General features: G+C 54.0%; 15 protein-coding genes. 7 read left to right on the forward strand and 8 right to left on the reverse strand.

The window, feature by feature from the left end:
- The 4 genes from AC3Y64_RS21230 to acs all read right to left on the reverse strand — a co-directional run bounded on the left by AC3Y64_RS21230 (nucleotide 1) and on the right by acs (nucleotide 5,377).
- Nucleotides 1–699 (reverse strand): ABC transporter permease, encoded by a 699-nt coding sequence (locus tag AC3Y64_RS21230; RefSeq protein ID WP_105706868.1) that lies wholly within the window; start codon nucleotides 697–699, stop codon nucleotides 1–3.
- Complete coding sequence (locus AC3Y64_RS21235) at nucleotides 696–1,385, reverse strand: ABC transporter permease (RefSeq protein ID WP_158957656.1); 690 nt, start codon at nucleotides 1,383–1,385, stop codon at nucleotides 696–698. The genes AC3Y64_RS21230 and AC3Y64_RS21235 overlap by 4 nt, the downstream gene beginning before the upstream one ends.
- A gap of 91 nt (nucleotides 1,386–1,476) precedes the next feature.
- Nucleotides 1,477–2,250 carry an ABC transporter substrate-binding protein gene (locus AC3Y64_RS21240; protein WP_158957654.1) on the reverse strand — a complete coding sequence of 258 codons (774 nt, stop codon included), beginning with the start codon at nucleotides 2,248–2,250 and terminating at the stop codon, nucleotides 1,477–1,479.
- 1,171 nt (nucleotides 2,251–3,421) lie between these two features.
- On the reverse strand, nucleotides 3,422–5,377 hold the full coding sequence (gene acs / locus AC3Y64_RS21245; protein WP_489985147.1) for an acetate--CoA ligase: 1,956 nt from the start codon (nucleotides 5,375–5,377) through the stop codon (nucleotides 3,422–3,424).
- Nucleotides 5,378–5,852: 475 nt separating this feature from the next.
- Here acs and AC3Y64_RS21250 point away from each other — a divergent pair, with 475 nt between their 5' ends.
- From AC3Y64_RS21250 to AC3Y64_RS21280, 7 genes are all read left to right on the forward strand, one after another.
- On the forward strand, nucleotides 5,853–6,113 hold the full coding sequence (locus AC3Y64_RS21250; protein WP_008084846.1) for a DUF2790 domain-containing protein: 261 nt from the start codon (nucleotides 5,853–5,855) through the stop codon (nucleotides 6,111–6,113).
- 562 nt (nucleotides 6,114–6,675) lie between these two features.
- Nucleotides 6,676–7,926, forward strand: coding sequence for a ribonucleotide-diphosphate reductase subunit beta (locus tag AC3Y64_RS21255; RefSeq protein WP_008084848.1), 1,251 nt, complete (start codon nucleotides 6,676–6,678; stop codon nucleotides 7,924–7,926).
- A gap of 100 nt (nucleotides 7,927–8,026) precedes the next feature.
- Complete coding sequence (locus AC3Y64_RS21260) at nucleotides 8,027–8,800, forward strand: BRO-N domain-containing protein (RefSeq protein WP_489985148.1); 774 nt, start codon at nucleotides 8,027–8,029, stop codon at nucleotides 8,798–8,800.
- 2 nt (nucleotides 8,801–8,802) lie between these two features.
- The gene (locus AC3Y64_RS21265) at nucleotides 8,803–9,684 is read left to right on the forward strand and encodes a BstA C-terminal domain-containing protein (RefSeq protein WP_201228164.1); all 882 of its coding nucleotides are present in this window, start codon (nucleotides 8,803–8,805) and stop codon (nucleotides 9,682–9,684) included.
- A 286-nt stretch (nucleotides 9,685–9,970) separates the two neighbouring features.
- Complete coding sequence (locus tag AC3Y64_RS21270) at nucleotides 9,971–10,552, forward strand: BRO-N domain-containing protein (RefSeq protein WP_489985149.1); 582 nt, start codon at nucleotides 9,971–9,973, stop codon at nucleotides 10,550–10,552.
- A gap of 116 nt (nucleotides 10,553–10,668) precedes the next feature.
- Nucleotides 10,669–11,382, forward strand: coding sequence for an HNH endonuclease (locus AC3Y64_RS21275; RefSeq protein ID WP_489985150.1), 714 nt, complete (start codon nucleotides 10,669–10,671; stop codon nucleotides 11,380–11,382).
- A gap of 250 nt (nucleotides 11,383–11,632) precedes the next feature.
- Nucleotides 11,633–12,622 (forward strand): hypothetical protein, encoded by a 990-nt coding sequence (locus AC3Y64_RS21280; RefSeq protein WP_489985151.1) that lies wholly within the window; start codon nucleotides 11,633–11,635, stop codon nucleotides 12,620–12,622.
- A 3-nt stretch (nucleotides 12,623–12,625) separates the two neighbouring features.
- On the opposite strand, the gene AC3Y64_RS21285 is transcribed toward AC3Y64_RS21280, so the two are convergent.
- The 4 genes from AC3Y64_RS21285 to AC3Y64_RS21300 form a co-directional block, all read right to left on the reverse strand.
- Nucleotides 12,626–13,822, reverse strand: a complete 1,197-nt coding sequence (locus AC3Y64_RS21285) for a hypothetical protein (protein WP_489985152.1) — start codon at nucleotides 13,820–13,822, stop codon at nucleotides 12,626–12,628.
- A 112-nt stretch (nucleotides 13,823–13,934) separates the two neighbouring features.
- Nucleotides 13,935–14,627, reverse strand: coding sequence for a DUF6933 domain-containing protein (locus tag AC3Y64_RS21290; RefSeq protein ID WP_489985153.1), 693 nt, complete (start codon nucleotides 14,625–14,627; stop codon nucleotides 13,935–13,937).
- Nucleotides 14,628–14,660: 33 nt separating this feature from the next.
- Nucleotides 14,661–15,026 carry a hypothetical protein gene (locus AC3Y64_RS21295; RefSeq protein ID WP_158957642.1) on the reverse strand — a complete coding sequence of 122 codons (366 nt, stop codon included), beginning with the start codon at nucleotides 15,024–15,026 and terminating at the stop codon, nucleotides 14,661–14,663.
- 43 nt (nucleotides 15,027–15,069) lie between these two features.
- Nucleotides 15,070–15,885, reverse strand: a complete 816-nt coding sequence (locus AC3Y64_RS21300) for a sulfite exporter TauE/SafE family protein (RefSeq protein ID WP_489985154.1) — start codon at nucleotides 15,883–15,885, stop codon at nucleotides 15,070–15,072.
- Nucleotides 15,886–15,972: the final 87 nt, after the last annotated feature.

Here is a 15,972-nt window from a genome sequence, read left to right on the forward strand (position 1 = left end):
TCAGTGTTTCCGCGGGGCCAGGTAGCTCAACCAGCGACGCTCGGCCAGTTTGAACAGTTTGACCAGAATGAACGTCAGGCACAGGTAGAACACGCCAGCAGTGATGTACGCCTCGAACGGCAGATAGAACTGCGCATTGACGGTGCGCGCCGCGCCAGTGATGTCGATCAGGGTCACGATGGAGGCCAGACTGGTGGTCTGCAGCATCATGATCACTTCGTTGCTGTACTGCGGCAGTGCGCGGCGCAGGGCCGATGGCAGCAGGATGCGTTTGTACAGTTTGAAGCGCGACATACCCATGGCCTTGGCCGCTTCGATCTCACCGTTCGGCGTGGCCTTGAGGCTACCGGCGATGATTTCCGCGGTGTAGGCGCTGGTGTTGACCGCAAAGGCCAGGCACGCACAGAACGTTGCGCTGGACAGCCACGGCCAGAAAATACTTTCGCGGACCGCTTCGAACTGGGCCAGACCGTAGTAGATCAGGAACAGTTGCACCAGCATCGGCGTACCGCGAATCACGTAGGTGTACAGCCACGCGGCGCCGTTGACGACCGGGTTCTTCGAGACGCGCATCAGCCCCAGCGGGAGTGCCGCGAGCAGACCGAAAAACAGCGACAGCGCGAGCAATTTGAGGGTGGTCAACAGCCCGCCGAGGTACAGCGGCATCGCCTCCCAAATGACGTTGTAGTCGAAGATCATAGATCAGCCGCCCTTACGCCTACCGAGTAGCGCTTCTCAAGTTGACGCAATGCCAGCAACGAGACGCTGGTGATCACCAGGTACATCGCCGCCACTGCGAGGAAGAAGGTGAAAGGCTCGCGAGTGGCATCTGCCGCCTGCTTGGCCTTGAACATCATGTCTTGCAGACCGACCACGGAAATCAGCGCGGTGGCCTTGGTCAGTACCAGCCAGTTGTTGGTGAAACCCGGAATCGCCAGACGAATCATCTGCGGCACCATCACCCGGAAGAACACCTGAAAACTGCTCATGCCATACGCCATGCCCGCTTCGGCCTGACCTTTCGGGATCGCCATGAACGCGCCACGGAAGGTTTCCGACAGGTACGCACCGAAAATGAAACCGAGGGTGCCGATACCGGCCGCCAATGGATTCAGATCGATGTAGTCGTCGTAACCAAGCATCGGCGCCACGCGGTTGAGCAAGTCCTGACCGCCGTAGAAAATCAGCAGGATCAGCACCAGATCGGGAATGCCGCGAATCACCGTGGAATACAGATCGCCCAGCCAGGCCAGCCAGCGCACCGGCGACAGGCGCAACGCGACACCGATCAGCCCGAGAACGATGGCCAGAGCCATGGACGACAAGGCGAGCTGAAGCGTCAGCCATGCGCCATCGAGGATGACAGCCCCGTAGCCTTTCAACATGATTCAGGTCCTCGAAAGTTGGGATGAAAAAATGGCGCAAACCGCAGAGATCCTGTTGCTTGCGCCATTTCGGACTTGTCGCAGAGACGTGTTACTTGCCGTAGATATCGAAGGCGAAGTACTTGTCCTGGATTGCTTTGTATTTGCCGTTTTCGCGGATGGCCGCGATCGCGGTGTTGATCTTGTCTTTCAGGGCATCGCCCTTACGGACTGCGATGCCTACGCCGTCGCCGAAGTATTTGACGTCGGTGAACGCAGGGCCTGCGAAGGCGAAACCTTTGCCAGCATCGGTGTTCAGGAAGCCGTCTTGCAGCAGGGTGGCGTCAGCCACGGTGCCGTCGAGGCGACCGGCGGCCACGTCGAGGTAGATTTCGTTCTGCGAGCCATACGGCTTGATCTCGGCACCCAGCGGGGCCAGGACTTCGCGGGCGAAGCGCTCGTGAATCGAACCACGTTGTACGCCGATGTTCTTGCCCTTCAGCTCAGCCAGACCTTCGCTGACCTGAGTACCGGCCTTCATGACCAGACGTGCCGGGGTGTTGTAGTACTTGTTGGTGAAGTCGACCGACTTCTTGCGATCTTCAGTGATCGACATGGACGACAGGATCGCGTCGATCTTGCGCACTTTCAGTGCCGGGATCAGACCGTCGAACTCTTGCTCGACCCACACACACTTGACCTGCATCTGCTCGCACAGAGCGTTGCCGATGTCGTAGTCGAAACCAACGATGCTGCCGTCCGGTGCTTTCGAAGCGAACGGAGGGTAAGCCGCTTCGATACCGATCTTCAGAGGTTTTTCGTCAGCGAAGGCATTCAGCGACAGCACGGACAGTGCCAGGGCGCCAAGCAGCACAAGTTTCTTCATCTCGGGACTCCATCGGTAAAGGGCAAAAACGGCAGAGTGAGCGACAGCCCAATATGCGAATGGGTGAATCGGGAAATCGGTTGCTGCATCGGTGGGAAATTTCCCATTGAAACCGGAGGAGGTTTCAACGTCAGCCACGATGAGCGAGTGATCGGCATTCTAACGACAGGCCCGAAGCCGATATTTCTTCAATGCGACAACTAATTACAGATGCACAGAGAAAGCGACTTGAGCTCATTGACAGCCCTGCAATTTCATGCAAGAGCGAAAGACAGTGAACCGATCCATGCTGCAAATTGCGGGCCTATTATTCGCAAACCCTTCTAATCCGGCAAGCGCAGCGTTAAGCCTTATTTTTTGGAGCGGGTTTAGAGGCTCTAAAACGGGGCAATGCGTTTCCCTTTGCCCCGTCGCAGGGCGAGCGGTTACACATTCGGTTACGTGGAAGGCGCGGGGTAACAGCGGGAAATGTCTTACAGCACAGATCGATAATTATTGGTTGGTCGGGTCTGCGTTCCGACAGCGGACTACACCAGCGTCTTACAAATGGCTATCGCTAGCAGGGCTAGCTCCCACAAGAATATGCGGTGAAGCTGAAATTTCCGACACACCACAAATCCTGTGGGAGCTAGTCCTGCTAGCGATGAGGCCAGCCCATCCAGCTCAAATTTTCGCTGAAACTCAAACCCCCAGCACACCACAAATCCTGTGGGAGCTAGCCCTGCTAGCGATGAGGCCAGCCCATCAGCTCAAATTTTCGCTGAAACTCAAACCCCCAGCACACCACAAAACCTGTGGGAGCTAGCCCTGCTAGCGATGAGGTCAGTCCATCCAGCTCAAATTTTCGCTGACACTCAAACCCCCAGCACACCACAAAACCTGTGAGAGCTAGCCCTGCAAGCGATGAGGTCAGTCCATCCAGCTCAAATTTTCGCTGAAACTCAAACCCCCAGCACACCACAAAACCTCTGAGAGCTAGCCCTGTTAGCGATGAGATCGGTCCATCCAGCTCAAATTTTCGCTGAAACTCATACTCCCAGCACACCACAAATCCTGTGGGAGCTAGCCCTGCTAGCGATGAGGCCAGTCCTACCAGCACAAAACCTGCAGACACAAAAAAGCCCCGCCCGGCATACACCGGACAGGGCTTTCTTCTTTTCAGACCTGCTACTTAAGCAACATTCATCGTCTTGTGCGTATCAATCAAATGCTGCACCACACCCGGATCCGCCAGCGTCGAGATATCCCCCAACCCGTCATATTCCGCCGTGGCAATCTTGCGCAGAATGCGGCGCATGATCTTGCCCGAGCGCGTCTTCGGCAGCCCAGGTGCCCACTGGATCACGTCCGGCGAAGCAATCGGTCCGATCTCTTTGCGCACCCAGTTCTTCAGTTCCAGACGCAATTGCTCGGTCGGCTCCTCGCCATTCTTCAACGTGACATAGACATAAATGCCCTGCCCCTTGATGTCATGCGGCACACCCACCACCGCCGCTTCAGCAACTTTCGGATGCGCAACCATCGCGCTCTCGATCTCGGCCGTGCCCATACGGTGACCAGACACGTTGAGCACGTCATCGACACGCCCGGTGATCCAGTAGTAACCATCGGCATCACGACGCGCGCCGTCACCGGTGAAGTACATGCCACGGAAAGTCTTAAAGTAGGTATCAACGAAACGATCGTGATCGCCATACAGCGTACGCGCCTGACCTGGCCACGAATCGAGAATCACCAGATTGCCTTCAGCCTCGCCCTCAATAATGTTACCGAGGTTGTCGACCAGTGCCGGCACCACACCGAAGAACGGACGCGCCGCCGATCCCGGCTTCAGCGCATGCGCACCCGGCAACGGGCTCATCATGTTGCCGCCGGTTTCGGTCTGCCACCAGGTATCAACGATCGGGCAACGCGACTTGCCGACATTCTTGTAGTACCAGTCCCAGGCTTCCGGGTTGATCGGCTCACCGACCGAACCAAGCAGACGCAGGCTGCTGCCGTCCGCACCTTCAACCGCGGCCTGACCCGAAGCCATCATCGCGCGGATCGCGGTCGGTGCGGTGTAGAGGATGTTGACCTTGTGCTTGTCGATGATCTTCGCCACCCGGGTGATGTCCGGATAGTTCGGCACGCCTTCGAACAGCAGCGTGGTCGCGCCATTGGCCAGCGGGCCGTAGACGATGTAGCTGTGGCCGGTGACCCAGCCGACGTCGGCGGTGCACCAGTAAACCTCGCCCGGACGGTAGTCGAACACGCGCTCGTGGGTCATTGCCGCGTACAGCAGATAACCGCCAGTGGTGTGCTGTACGCCCTTCGGCTTGCCGGTCGAGCCGGAGGTATAAAGGATGAACAGCGCTTCTTCGGCGCCCATTTCTTTCGGCGCGCAAACGGTGCCCGCCACTTTCATCAGGTCTTCGTACCAGATGTCGCGATGCTGGTTCCACTTGATGTCGCCACCGGTGCGCTTGCAGACGATGACTTTCTGGATGCTGCTGGTTTCCGGGTTGGTCAGCGCGTCGTCGACGTTGGCCTTGAGGGAAATCTTCTTGCCAGCGCGGATGCCTTCGTCAGCGGTGATCACCACTTTCGATTTGCAGTCGATGATGCGACCGGCCAGCGCTTCCGGCGAGAAACCGCCGAACACCACCGAGTGAATCGCGCCGATCCGGGTGCAGGCCAGCATGGCGACCACGGCTTCGGGAATCATCGGCATATAAATGGTCACCACGTCGCCGCGGTGTACGTCCTGACCACGCAGGGCGTTGGCCAGTTTGCACACTTGCTCGTGCAGTTCGCGGTAGGTGATGTTGCGGCTTTCGGAAGGATCGTCGCCTTCCCAGATGATCGCGACTTGATCGCCGCGCTCGGCCAGATGACGGTCGAGGCAGTTGTATGAAACGTTCAGGGTGCCGTCGGCAAACCACTTGATGTCGACATGGTGATCGTCGAAGGAAGTCTGTTTCACCGTGGTGAAAGGTTTGATCCAGTCGAGACGCTGAGCTTGCTCGCGCCAGAAACCGTCAGGGTTGACGACCGACTGCTGGTACATGGCTTTGTAGGTCGCCTCGTCAGTCAGCGTGTTAGCCAGAACCTCGGGACGAACGGGATACAGAGAAGCCGCACTCATCTTTCCTACCTCGGTGTAATAGTTGTTTTTGTATGACCCTGTTGTAACGGGGCGGGGGCCATAGAACCATTCGACGATGGTAGTAACAAGCCCCTACAAATCCTCCACCTTCCCCGTTTGCAAGCCGGACACCAACTCCCAAAACACCCCCGAACCCTGTGGGAGCTGGCTTGCCAGCGATTCAGACAACTCGGTCCCACAGACAAAACACCCGGTTATCAATCCAGCCCCTACCCCATCTCAAGCGATTGTTACCAAATCTGCCAAAGGTGTTTATCAAAACCCGCTCTGTTTACGCCCGCCCCATCTCCCTAAAATCCACCTCGCCAACAAGGCAACCGCGATTAACAACGATACAGCCCCCACGAAAGGCCGTTAATCCAGCTCTCAAGTAATAACTGCAAACGATGAAGTTCCACACGCAACCCTAAAAAGGTTGCGTGACCCCACTCGACCTCAAAAAGGTAAAATTGAAATGAAAGCTTTATTGGTTCTGGCCCTCAGCAGTCTGTGCGCAACCGCCATGGCAGATGAGGTCCCGACTGATGTCGCACAGCAACAACCGGTGATCGAGGAATACACTTACTCCACTCACCTGGACATCGCCAACGTTGTATCGATGAGTGAAATCCCCAACGTCTGCGAAGTAGTACCGGCAAAAATGGAGTACGACGACTCCAAAGGCCAGCGTCACATCCTGCGCTACAGCGTGATGGGCAACGGTTGCACCAATTAATGATTGCAGACTGCACCGAATTGGATCTCTCAGCGCTTCATTGAGGGTCGATTCCAGCCCGACTTCGGTCGGGCTCAGTTGTGTCTGGAGTGGTTCAAAAGGGTTGCAAAACACAAGATATAGTGAAAAACGCGGTTTTTTGCTCATTTCTTGAGCAACCAAAGCCCAGCGAAAAAATTAATCAAAAAAAATTCTCACGGGCCAACATCGGCGAAAGCCCTGTAAACCCTCGCTCCGACTGAAATACCCTTTCCGATCGACCGCCCTGTGCTGATTCGCCTCCCCCCACGCGCGTGTTTTTTCCCTATAATGCCGCCCTAATCGGGTCAGCAATATTCCCTTACAGGGACCAAAGCCATTCTGAAGCCCCGCAGTCGCGTTAAACGTGATCTGCGCCCGTCAGAGGCTCTCGGAAACCCGTACAAAATTCTGTTTTATTGCCTGCCTTAGCTGCTGCAAAAAACGATTCCTTAAGATCCAACGCGGTCTGTACGACCGTGTGAAAAACCAACCAATCAGGTTTCACACGGGCGACAGGCCCTCACGCAGGAGACGACACGTCATGCTGAGCTGGGACGAATTCGACAAAGAAGACAGTGAAGTAGCAACCGTGAAAGGCGCCAACGCCGGCCACGCTACTGAAGCCAACATGGACCGCCTCGACAACGCTGGCGGTGCCGCCGCGATCGAAGCCCGCGCCGTGACTGCCGACGACTCGGCCGCTGTCGCCCGCGCCAAGGCTGCACTGAACTCCCTCGACGTCGCCGAAGGCCTCGCCGAACTCGAAGGCGCCTCCGCCCGTGTCGCCGTTGACGAAAAGCGCATGATCAACTGCCGCGCCGACCTCAACCAACTCGTGCCATTCAAGTACGACTGGGCCTGGCAGAAGTATCTGGACGGTTGCGCAAACCACTGGATGCCGCAAGAAGTCAACATGACCGCCGACATCGCCCTCTGGAAAGACCCGGAAGGCCTGACCGACGACGAGCGCCGCATCGTCATGCGCAACCTCGGCTTCTTCTCCACCGCCGACTCCCTGGTTGCCAACAACCTGGTCCTGGCCGTGTACCGCCTGATCACCAACCCGGAATGCCGCCAGTACATCCTGCGCCAGGCTTTCGAAGAAGCGATCCACACCCACGCCTACCAGTACTGCATCGAATCGCTGGCCATGGATGAAGGCGAAATCTTCAACATGTACCACGAGATCCCATCGGTCGCGAAAAAAGCCGCCTGGGGCCTGAAATACACCCGTTCGATCTCCGATCCGAAGTTCGAAACCGGCACCCCGGACACCGACAAAGAGCTGCTGCGCAACCTGATCGCCTACTACTGCGTTCTGGAAGGCATCTTCTTCTACTGCGGCTTCACCCAAATCCTCTCCATGGGCCGCCGCAACAAAATGACCGGCGTCGCCGAGCAGTTCCAATACATCCTGCGCGACGAATCCATGCACCTGAACTTCGGCATCGACGTGATCAACCAGATCAAAATCGAAAACCCGCATTTGTGGGATGCTGAGATGAAGGAAGAAGCGACCCAGATGATTCTGCAGGGTACGCAGCTGGAGATCGAATACGCGCGTGACACCATGCCACGCGGGGTGTTGGGTATGAATGCGGCGATGATGGAGGACTACCTGAAGTTCATCGCTAACCGTCGTTTGTCGCAGATCGGTTTGAAGGAAGAGTATCCAGGGACGACTAACCCGTTCCCTTGGATGAGCGAGATTATGGACTTGAAGAAAGAGAAGAATTTCTTTGAGACTCGGGTTATTGAGTATCAGACTGGTGGTGCATTGAGCTGGGATTGATGATGGCGTTGAGCCATGCTATAACAGCAAAAGCCTAAAGGATGCTTAGCTGAATAAATTAAAGCCCCGCAAGTGCGGGGCTTTTTTATAGGAAATTAAAATGCATACGCCAATACTGCTGGATTATCACGCTATTCATGGCACCTCGAAAATCAGAAGCTTCTACATCGATGAAAACTTATACATCTCGTTAGAAGATGTTGTTTTGACTCTAGCAAAAACCAATACAGCTATAAACGAACAAGGAAAAACTGGTCTAGGACAGTTAGTAAAAGCTCAACGCGATGTACTGGACAGCGACGAATACAAACACTTCCCAGTCATCGACGATTTATCTGCGCAACCGAGAACAGAGGTTTTTATTACAGAACCCGGTTTATACCGAATAATCTCTCGCGACAGCACTCCAGCCAGTAAATCATTTCAAAGATGGATATTTCACGAAGTAATACCGGCAGTAAGGAAGTACGGGACATACCCCGCACCAGTTAAACAGGGCGGCTCAGAGATAATGTCTCTAGCCCAAACCCTCGCACAGCATACCAATCTACTTATAAAAGAAATCGAAGAGCGAGAAAAACTCGCTAACGAAACCCGTTTACGCTTTGAAGAAACCGAGCGACAACTCGAAGAAATAAATCAGAAAATCGAGACAATTACGCTTCCAAGTGATAACTCCGACCTTATAGATGTGCAAAACTACTGCTCGGACAGGTCTATAATTATTGACCTGCAACATCTGAGAGCCATGTGCGCAAAACTGTGCTTGGAACAGGGCATAACTTATAACAAGAAGAAAAACCCAGAATCCCACATGGATTATCTGTACCCTCCATTACTAATAAATGAAGCCATAAAACTTATTCGGAGCTGATGATGAGCGAGCTAATGCAGTCAGAACTACCGCTAGAATTGCCCTCGGCTTCTTTCGCGGAGATCGACGGGATACAAATGGGCGTTTTGAACGACACTACCCCTTATCTCACCGAAAGAGGCTTAGCTAGGCTCTGCGGAGTAAACCCTAAAACTATCAGTGACTTAGCCAACAATTGGCACGATGAAGTATTCAAGCCCAGAGGAAAAAGAATTAAACAGCTATTGATTCAGCAAAATTTCACAGCTGAACGGATAGTTATTAAAACAGAGCAAAACGGCCAAAAAATCAGCGCCTACCCAGACACAGTCTGCATGGCAATCCTAGAATATTACGCATTTGACTCAGATAATACCGACAACCAGATAGCGCAAAGAAACTTTAGGCTGCTAGCCCGCAGAACCCTGCGGGCCTTTATCTACGAAGGAGTTGGATTCTCACCCGAGTCACTTAAACTAGACTCATGGCGCCACTACCACGACAGAATCTTACTAAACAAACTGCCTGCAGGTTTCTTTAGTGTTTTCAGAGAAATTGCAGACATCGTTGTATCTGCAATTGAGTCAGGACTGATCATTGACACACATACTGTTCCAGACATCAGTGTTGGGCAGATGTGGGCCAGACACTGGGCTTCAGAAAATCTCGAAGCAGTCCATGGTGAGAGAAAAAAATTCCCTCATGAATACCCAGACTACTTCCCTCAATCAGCAGCAAAAACCGAAGCAAATATATATCCACTGAGCGCTCTGGGCGATTTCAGAATCTGGCTAGAAAAGATATATTTACCTCAAAAATTCCCTGCATATTTACAGAAAAAAATAGCACAAGGCCTTATTCCCCAGGGCACCGCTGGCGCACTTCTTTTGTCTCTAAAAAAATAAACTAAACCGAAAATAATCTAGGCGATATCAATACATCGCCTAGATTTACGGACAATTCCTACATAAAAAAGCACACAACCTTATTGACGCGAAAACCTATCGCACCTAAGGTACACATAGGTGCCTAAGAAACACCCAACGTAGAAGCTGAATCATTTACACATTACGATCTATATTCCATCAAGAATATATATGTTTAATGTGCAAACAATAATGCTTGTTGGGATATTCTTAATTCCTCTACGTCGGGTTACGGCTCTTTTAACTTAAACGTAGAGGTAAGGATATGTTTACAAAAAAATGGCTGCTGCCTCCCACTACCTCGGAGGACGACCTTGCCGAACCAATCATTCCCACGACTTTTAAACGCCACGGCCTCTATCTGCACGGCCTTTTGGTTGAAAACCAGCCATGGTTTTGCGCCCGCGACATCGGTCGTTTGATGGGTGTGCATCTCAGCGAACGCATGGTCAACAAGCTAGACAAGGATCAACGTCGCGTCCTGTCGATTGAGTATTTCCGGCAACCCGAAAAACAATTGATGCTCAGTGAATCCGGCGTCTATGCGCTGCTGGTTTATCACTACGTTCCGGGCAATCGGTTGCTGCGTGAGTGGCTGACTCATCAGGTAGTGCCGGCCTTACGCGATGCAGAACACTCGGGGCATTCAGATCGGCCGATGTTGAGTTTGTTGGATTGGCCGGAGATGTCTTTGAGTCTGCTGCATTGGCAGAACGAAGATTGGATTCGGCTGCGGGACATGCCTTATCTGTTGAGTGATCAGACACCACGAAAAGCGATGGCGACGAAGCCTTGGTGGCGAAGGGTCGCTCAGGCGTTTCGGGCGTCGAAGCATTCGATGGGTTGAGCGATGCTCTTGTAGGAATGCACGCGAGATCCGTCGCTATTTTTTGTAGGAGTTTTCGTAGACATCTGTGATGGCCACTCAGTATCGTCCGAAGGTTTTCAACCCTCGGCGATTTTATGGATACGGAAAAAGAAAATAGTGGCTGGACGGATGAGGAGCTTGAAGTTTCGGTTGATGGCTATCTCGATATTCAGGCTCGCTACCCAAATGATCAAAAATTTAATAAGTCCTTGGAGCACAAGCGTCTGCAGAGCGGCGTACTCGCCGGGCGAAACACCAAGTCGATTGACTATCGACTGCAGAACATTACCGCTCTGTTCGAAGATCTTGGGCTGAAAACGATCTCTAGCTACAAACCAAAAGTGAATCTCGGTTCAGGGATTACCGCGCGCCTGATCAAAATCCTAGAATCTAAAGGCCTCATTACGCTGGATTCGGGTACACCTTCCACGCAAGAAGAATCATCACTTCGAAATGTACAACGAGCGAAACAACGTGATTTTGTGAGTGAGCCAGAGGGTGTGCAGATACCTCAGCGAATCGTCAGGACAACCAAAACCTACGCCCGCATATCCAAAGTCAAAAATTGGATTCTGTTCAACGCCAAGGGTGTCTGTGAGGGATGTGGACAACCAGGTCCGTTTGAAATGAATGGAGAACCTTACCTTGAGGTTCACCACGTTAAGCATTTGTCGGACAACGGGACGGACTTCAAGACCAACACCGTAGCGCTATGCCCAAACTGTCATCGACGCTGCCACCATTCTGACGACAGAGAGGCTTTCACTGCTTGGCTGTATGACAACGTTGGAAGACTCGAAAAGGAATAGTCGCGGTTCATCTGACTAACCGTATTTGCTGTTCTTGGGACTGTTTCGCAGCCCAGCGGGAGCAAGCTCCCTCGCCACAGGGTGATGCGTGACCTGCAATGGAGGTGTGTGCATTGAAATCTAGTTGATGCCAAGAATCGCCAGCACGCTGACTCCCACAGATTCCGCATCATCCTGAAAACAATCAGTGCAACCCGCGCCGCCTCCCGCTATTAATACCCCTCCCCCACTCAAGGATCCGAGCCCCACCATGAAATTCGATCTCGCCTACTGCCTCAGCCTCGACGACAAGTTGTCGATCTATGATGTTCGCGATCTCAATTTCGATGAGACGGTGGCGTTTGACTCGGCGAAGGAACACTTCCAGTGCCCCAACGATGGCTGTCGTTCGGCGTTCGAGGCTTCCAACGAGTTGGGCACGTTCAACGCCAAGAACGTGAATTACGTTCGCACGCCGCACTTCAAGAATCTGCCCACTACGCAGCATGTGGCGGGTTGTCCGTATGTGAGTTTGAAGGCTTCAGCGTCTGGTGTTGAGACGGCAGATGGCGAGGTGGATGACGGGCGTGAGGAGCACTTCCCATCGGAGTTGTTGCTGACCCGGCGTGAGTATGTGCGCAAGCCTGTCGCGCCAGCGGGGGCGGCGGATGTGTTGCGCGATGATCCGGTGCGGGTGGTGGCGGACGGTGGTAAAGAGTCGGCGAGTCGTGAGTCGGCGCCGGACAAGACCAGTGTGTTTGCGCATCCGGTGGAGTGTTTTGTTTCGAACTTCGCCGACAAGGAGTTGCTTAAGCGGATGCCGTTGAAGGTCGGTGAGCATTCGGCGCCGTACAGTTCGTTCTTCAAGAAGATTGAGTATCTGACGGACAACAAGGGGCTGATTTACTGGGGGCGGATCAAGAAGATCGAGGACTTCCACAGTGGTGCCAGTTTTCGTATCGATTTCGAGGACAAGGTCTGGTTCAAGAAGCCCGAAGACAGCAAGAAGAAGCCGTATCCGGTCAGTGTTTATCTGAACAAGAAGTTGATCGACAACTACCGCAAGCGCAAGGCGTTTCTGGAGGAGATCAAGCACGCGGCGGATAGTGACAAGGCGTTGTTCTGTTTCTTCTATGGGGTGACGCCGGAGTTGAAGCAGGTGCCTGGCAAGAAGAACCCCGAAAAGCCTTTCGAGGTCTTCAATGCCAATATCGAGAACCTGGATCACTTCATTATTCGTGAAGCGCCGGGTCTGGAGTGATGGTTAGCCTTGTGGCAGTTGCAGTTTGACGGCGCCGGGGTGTTGTTTGATCAGCGAGTACGGCAGGATCGACCAGTCGGGTGAATCGCAGGCTCGCTCGACGCGGGCAAAGTACGCGCCCACATACAAACCTTTTTCGCTGAAGTGCCAGTTGGAATAGCTCCAGTTGTCTTCATTGGTGAAGTCGCAACTGTCTTCATCGCCTTCCTCCGGTTTCTTCATTTCATCCGGGTACAACGCGGTGAGTTGTTTGATCAGCCACGGCCCGAAGACTTCGCGTTGATACTTAAAGCGCGCTGCGTCTTCGGCCTCGGTCAACGGCTGGTCACCGCCTCGGTAACGATCGGCGTGAAGGATTGGCTGGCCCTCGCCCACCCAGAGCACGTCTTCGAGCGACAACGGATGGCCGGTTTTCACATCGATGTTGAGCGGGGAATCGCCGAAGTCCGGGTGCGCGCCGCCGCAGTCGTAGCTGGTGGAAATGTTCAGGCTGATGACACTGGGCGAGATAAACGTCGGAGTAACGTCCTGGAGGAATTCGGCATAGCCGCGACCTCGCAACTGGCAACCGTAGTAACTGATGGCCTCGTCCCACAAGCGCCCGAGCAATTGCTGGTTAACCCGTTGCAGATCTTCTTGTGGCATCCCGGATTCGATGCTGAATATGGACATCTTGGTGTCGGGCTCTTCCCACCATTGCAGGGAGTAACCCATGAAGTCCTGCTTTTTACCGGGTTTGAGTTTGAGTCCCTGAAGCCGCAGATATTCGTAGGGCTCGGTCTTGGGCAACTTGGCGATGTAGGGAAGAGCATTCGCCGGTACTTCGGGAAGTGGCGTATCGGTGACCAGTACAGGCAGTTTTTTGCCTTTAGCGTTTTGCCATTCGCCCTTCCAGCCGGCCTCAATCGGTTTTAGTTTGAGGGTCGGTAATGGCTTGTCCGGGTCCATCCGATTGCTGCCTTCTGTGAGCAGCAAAACGTCATTTTTATAGGTGCCGTTAAGCTCTAGATCGCGGTGAAACTTCTCGTAGAAGTAGCGACCGGTAACTTGCTCCGGGTCACTGGTATCGACTTCGAACACGATCGGCATTTTGCCCAACGTACCGGTAAACACCATTCGGTTATCTTCGGCATGCGCGGTGGACAGCATTGAGAACAGCAGAGCGGCGCACGGAGCCAGGCGCATCAGTCCCTTGAGCATTGATCGTTCCTTGAAAGAGGCAGAGGCCGCGCCGGCACTTGAGGGCCGGCGCGGATAAATTCGCGGAGGATTATGGCGAGGAGTTGTTGCGGAATCGAGCTTCATTGCACGATCAATCCATTTGCAGTCCGCCCACGAAAGCACGGATCTCTCGCTCAGCCTTCTTGCGTCGGACCATCGCAGCCTGAACTTCTACGTCATCGACAGCGCAATATCGGCGTAGCCAGTGGGCGACCATTTCTTCATCTGGCCTGAAGTAATCCTTGCGCCCCTTGCTGTTTCTAAGTTGACTGTTCATCTGCGCATCGAACCCGATAGCCGCACGTTCGCCCTGCGATAAACAGCCCCACTCGGCAGCGCAATCCTGGAAAAACCAGGCAATTTGTTCAATGTGTTTTTGGGCTCCGCGATGGCTGCGACGATAGAACTGTCGTTCAGCGCAGGCTTTTTCAAAACGATCCGACAGAATTCCCGCATCAACCCATTGCATGAAGTCATGGTTGATCGCATCGCGTATCAAACCTTCGTGCCAGCGTTCAACAAGTCCAGCGACGAACCCTTCAGCATCGGCCTTTTTGGCATCGGCCAGGATCATGCAATAACGGGTTTGCACATGAATGACGAGCAACACATGTTTGCGCTGGACGGAGATTGCGTGCACCAGCCACTGCTCGCTGGAGTTGCCCACTTCATCATTTTCGATCACTGCGGTCGGCGGCTTATCGTCCACTGGCGTGATCTTTTTACCCTTGTGAACACGACTGAAGAATTTGCTGGCAGCTTCGGAGCAATTGAAGATCAACATCCTGGTTCTCTAGTAAATTCTGGAGGACAACGCTCAGTCATCGTTTGTGATTTCTTCCGCCCATTCAATTTGGTAAGGCTGACGCACGGCTTCCGAAATCCTCTCACGCTGCGCTTCGCTGAGGCCGGACAATTCCTCGTCAGTCAGCAAGTCACGCGCGACCATCATAAACAATGGCAGCCACACGTTTGAACGGCTCATTCGCTGATCAAATACATCCGCCATGTCTTTATCTCGACTGCGAACAAGGCGATACAGTGTCAGGTAGCGCGCGTGAGCTGAGAGAGTCTTGTTTTTAGCGACGATTTGGGTCTCTGCCAGAACACCTTGGCAAAAACGATCCAGCGCCAACTTGCGCAGCTCCTTGTACTTTTTCCAATCACTCTCGGAAATCGACATATCCCCCTCCACTGCTTGATTACGAACGGAGCCGAGCCCCCACTCACTTGAGTGAAATGCTCAGCATCACAATGATCAACAAACCAATATAGACCCAAGCATGCACCCGATCCGGAATCCGCCCAATCCACGGCGTCGCAATTCTGATCCCCAACAACGACCCCAGCGTCAGCAGCGCAAACGCCAGCAAATCCACGTACCCGACAAACCAGGCGCCCAACTCAGCCTGACTGAATCCGGCCAGCGCCATGTACGTCAACGTTCCAGCCAATGCCACCGGCACGCTCAGCGGATTGGCCATGGACGTCGCTTGCGACATGCTCAGTCCGCAACGACGCAACAGCGGCACGGTCATGACGCTGCCTCCTACGCCGAGAAACGTCGCGATGGCGCCGATACCTACACCACCTGCGGAAGTTTCCGTATCACCGAGTCGGCGTGGGATGACGTTTGCGTTCTGAGTGAGGAAGCCGCGTCTGAGCAAGCAGTCGACAATGGTCACGCCGAGGTAGGCGATGAACGCGTAGCGAATCACCTCGCCACTGACCCCCACCGCTGCTATCGCGCCGATCACTGAGCCGATTGCAATAAACCCACCCAATGGCCACAGGTAATGGCAGATGAGGTTGCCGGCGCGACGGTGTTTGTCGGTGGCGATCAGGGCGTTGACGATCATCACGCAGGTCGAGGTAGCGACGGCAATGTGCATCGCCGATTGGCCGATCGGGTCGTCGGTGCCGTGGCTGGCGGTGAGCAGCCGGTAGAGCAGCGGCACGACGACGAAGCCGCCGCCGAAGCCGAACAGCACGGCGGTGATGCCGGTCATGCAACCGAAAAGTGTTAGCAGGAGGTAAAACATTTTGGGTCGTCCGCAGGTGGGAAGCGAGCGAAGATAGAGCGGCATGGGTTGGCCTGCCTCAGCAAGCCGGCCAATAATGTTTGCATT

The sequence above is a fragment of the Pseudomonas sp. 4CAES_32.4 genome (assembly GCF_058136335.1).

Bases quoted from the DNA above. Each gene is read 5' to 3' on its own strand.
- AC3Y64_RS21240 (WP_158957654.1), bottom strand. From the start codon at position 2,250: ATGAAGAAACTTGTGCTGCTTGGCGCCCTGGCACTGTCCGTGCTGTCG.
- AC3Y64_RS21230 (WP_105706868.1), bottom strand. From the start codon at position 699: ATGATCTTCGACTACAACGTCATTTGGGAGGCGATGCCGCTGTACCTC.
- AC3Y64_RS21250 (WP_008084846.1), top strand. From the start codon at position 5,853: ATGAAAGCTTTATTGGTTCTGGCCCTCAGCAGTCTGTGCGCAACCGCC.
- AC3Y64_RS21255 (WP_008084848.1), top strand. From the start codon at position 6,676: ATGCTGAGCTGGGACGAATTCGACAAAGAAGACAGTGAAGTAGCAACC.
- AC3Y64_RS21300 (WP_489985154.1), bottom strand. From the start codon at position 15,885: ATGTTTTACCTCCTGCTAACACTTTTCGGTTGCATGACCGGCATCACC.
- AC3Y64_RS21295 (WP_158957642.1), bottom strand. From the start codon at position 15,026: ATGTCGATTTCCGAGAGTGATTGGAAAAAGTACAAGGAGCTGCGCAAG.
- AC3Y64_RS21275 (WP_489985150.1), top strand. From the start codon at position 10,669: ATGGATACGGAAAAAGAAAATAGTGGCTGGACGGATGAGGAGCTTGAA.
- AC3Y64_RS21280 (WP_489985151.1), top strand. From the start codon at position 11,633: ATGAAATTCGATCTCGCCTACTGCCTCAGCCTCGACGACAAGTTGTCG.
- AC3Y64_RS21235 (WP_158957656.1), bottom strand. From the start codon at position 1,385: ATGTTGAAAGGCTACGGGGCTGTCATCCTCGATGGCGCATGGCTGACG.
- AC3Y64_RS21285 (WP_489985152.1), bottom strand. From the start codon at position 13,822: ATGCTCAAGGGACTGATGCGCCTGGCTCCGTGCGCCGCTCTGCTGTTC.
- AC3Y64_RS21290 (WP_489985153.1), bottom strand. From the start codon at position 14,627: ATGTTGATCTTCAATTGCTCCGAAGCTGCCAGCAAATTCTTCAGTCGT.
- AC3Y64_RS21265 (WP_201228164.1), top strand. From the start codon at position 8,803: ATGAGCGAGCTAATGCAGTCAGAACTACCGCTAGAATTGCCCTCGGCT.
- AC3Y64_RS21270 (WP_489985149.1), top strand. From the start codon at position 9,971: ATGTTTACAAAAAAATGGCTGCTGCCTCCCACTACCTCGGAGGACGAC.
- AC3Y64_RS21260 (WP_489985148.1), top strand. From the start codon at position 8,027: ATGCATACGCCAATACTGCTGGATTATCACGCTATTCATGGCACCTCG.
- acs (WP_489985147.1), bottom strand. From the start codon at position 5,377: ATGAGTGCGGCTTCTCTGTATCCCGTTCGTCCCGAGGTTCTGGCTAAC.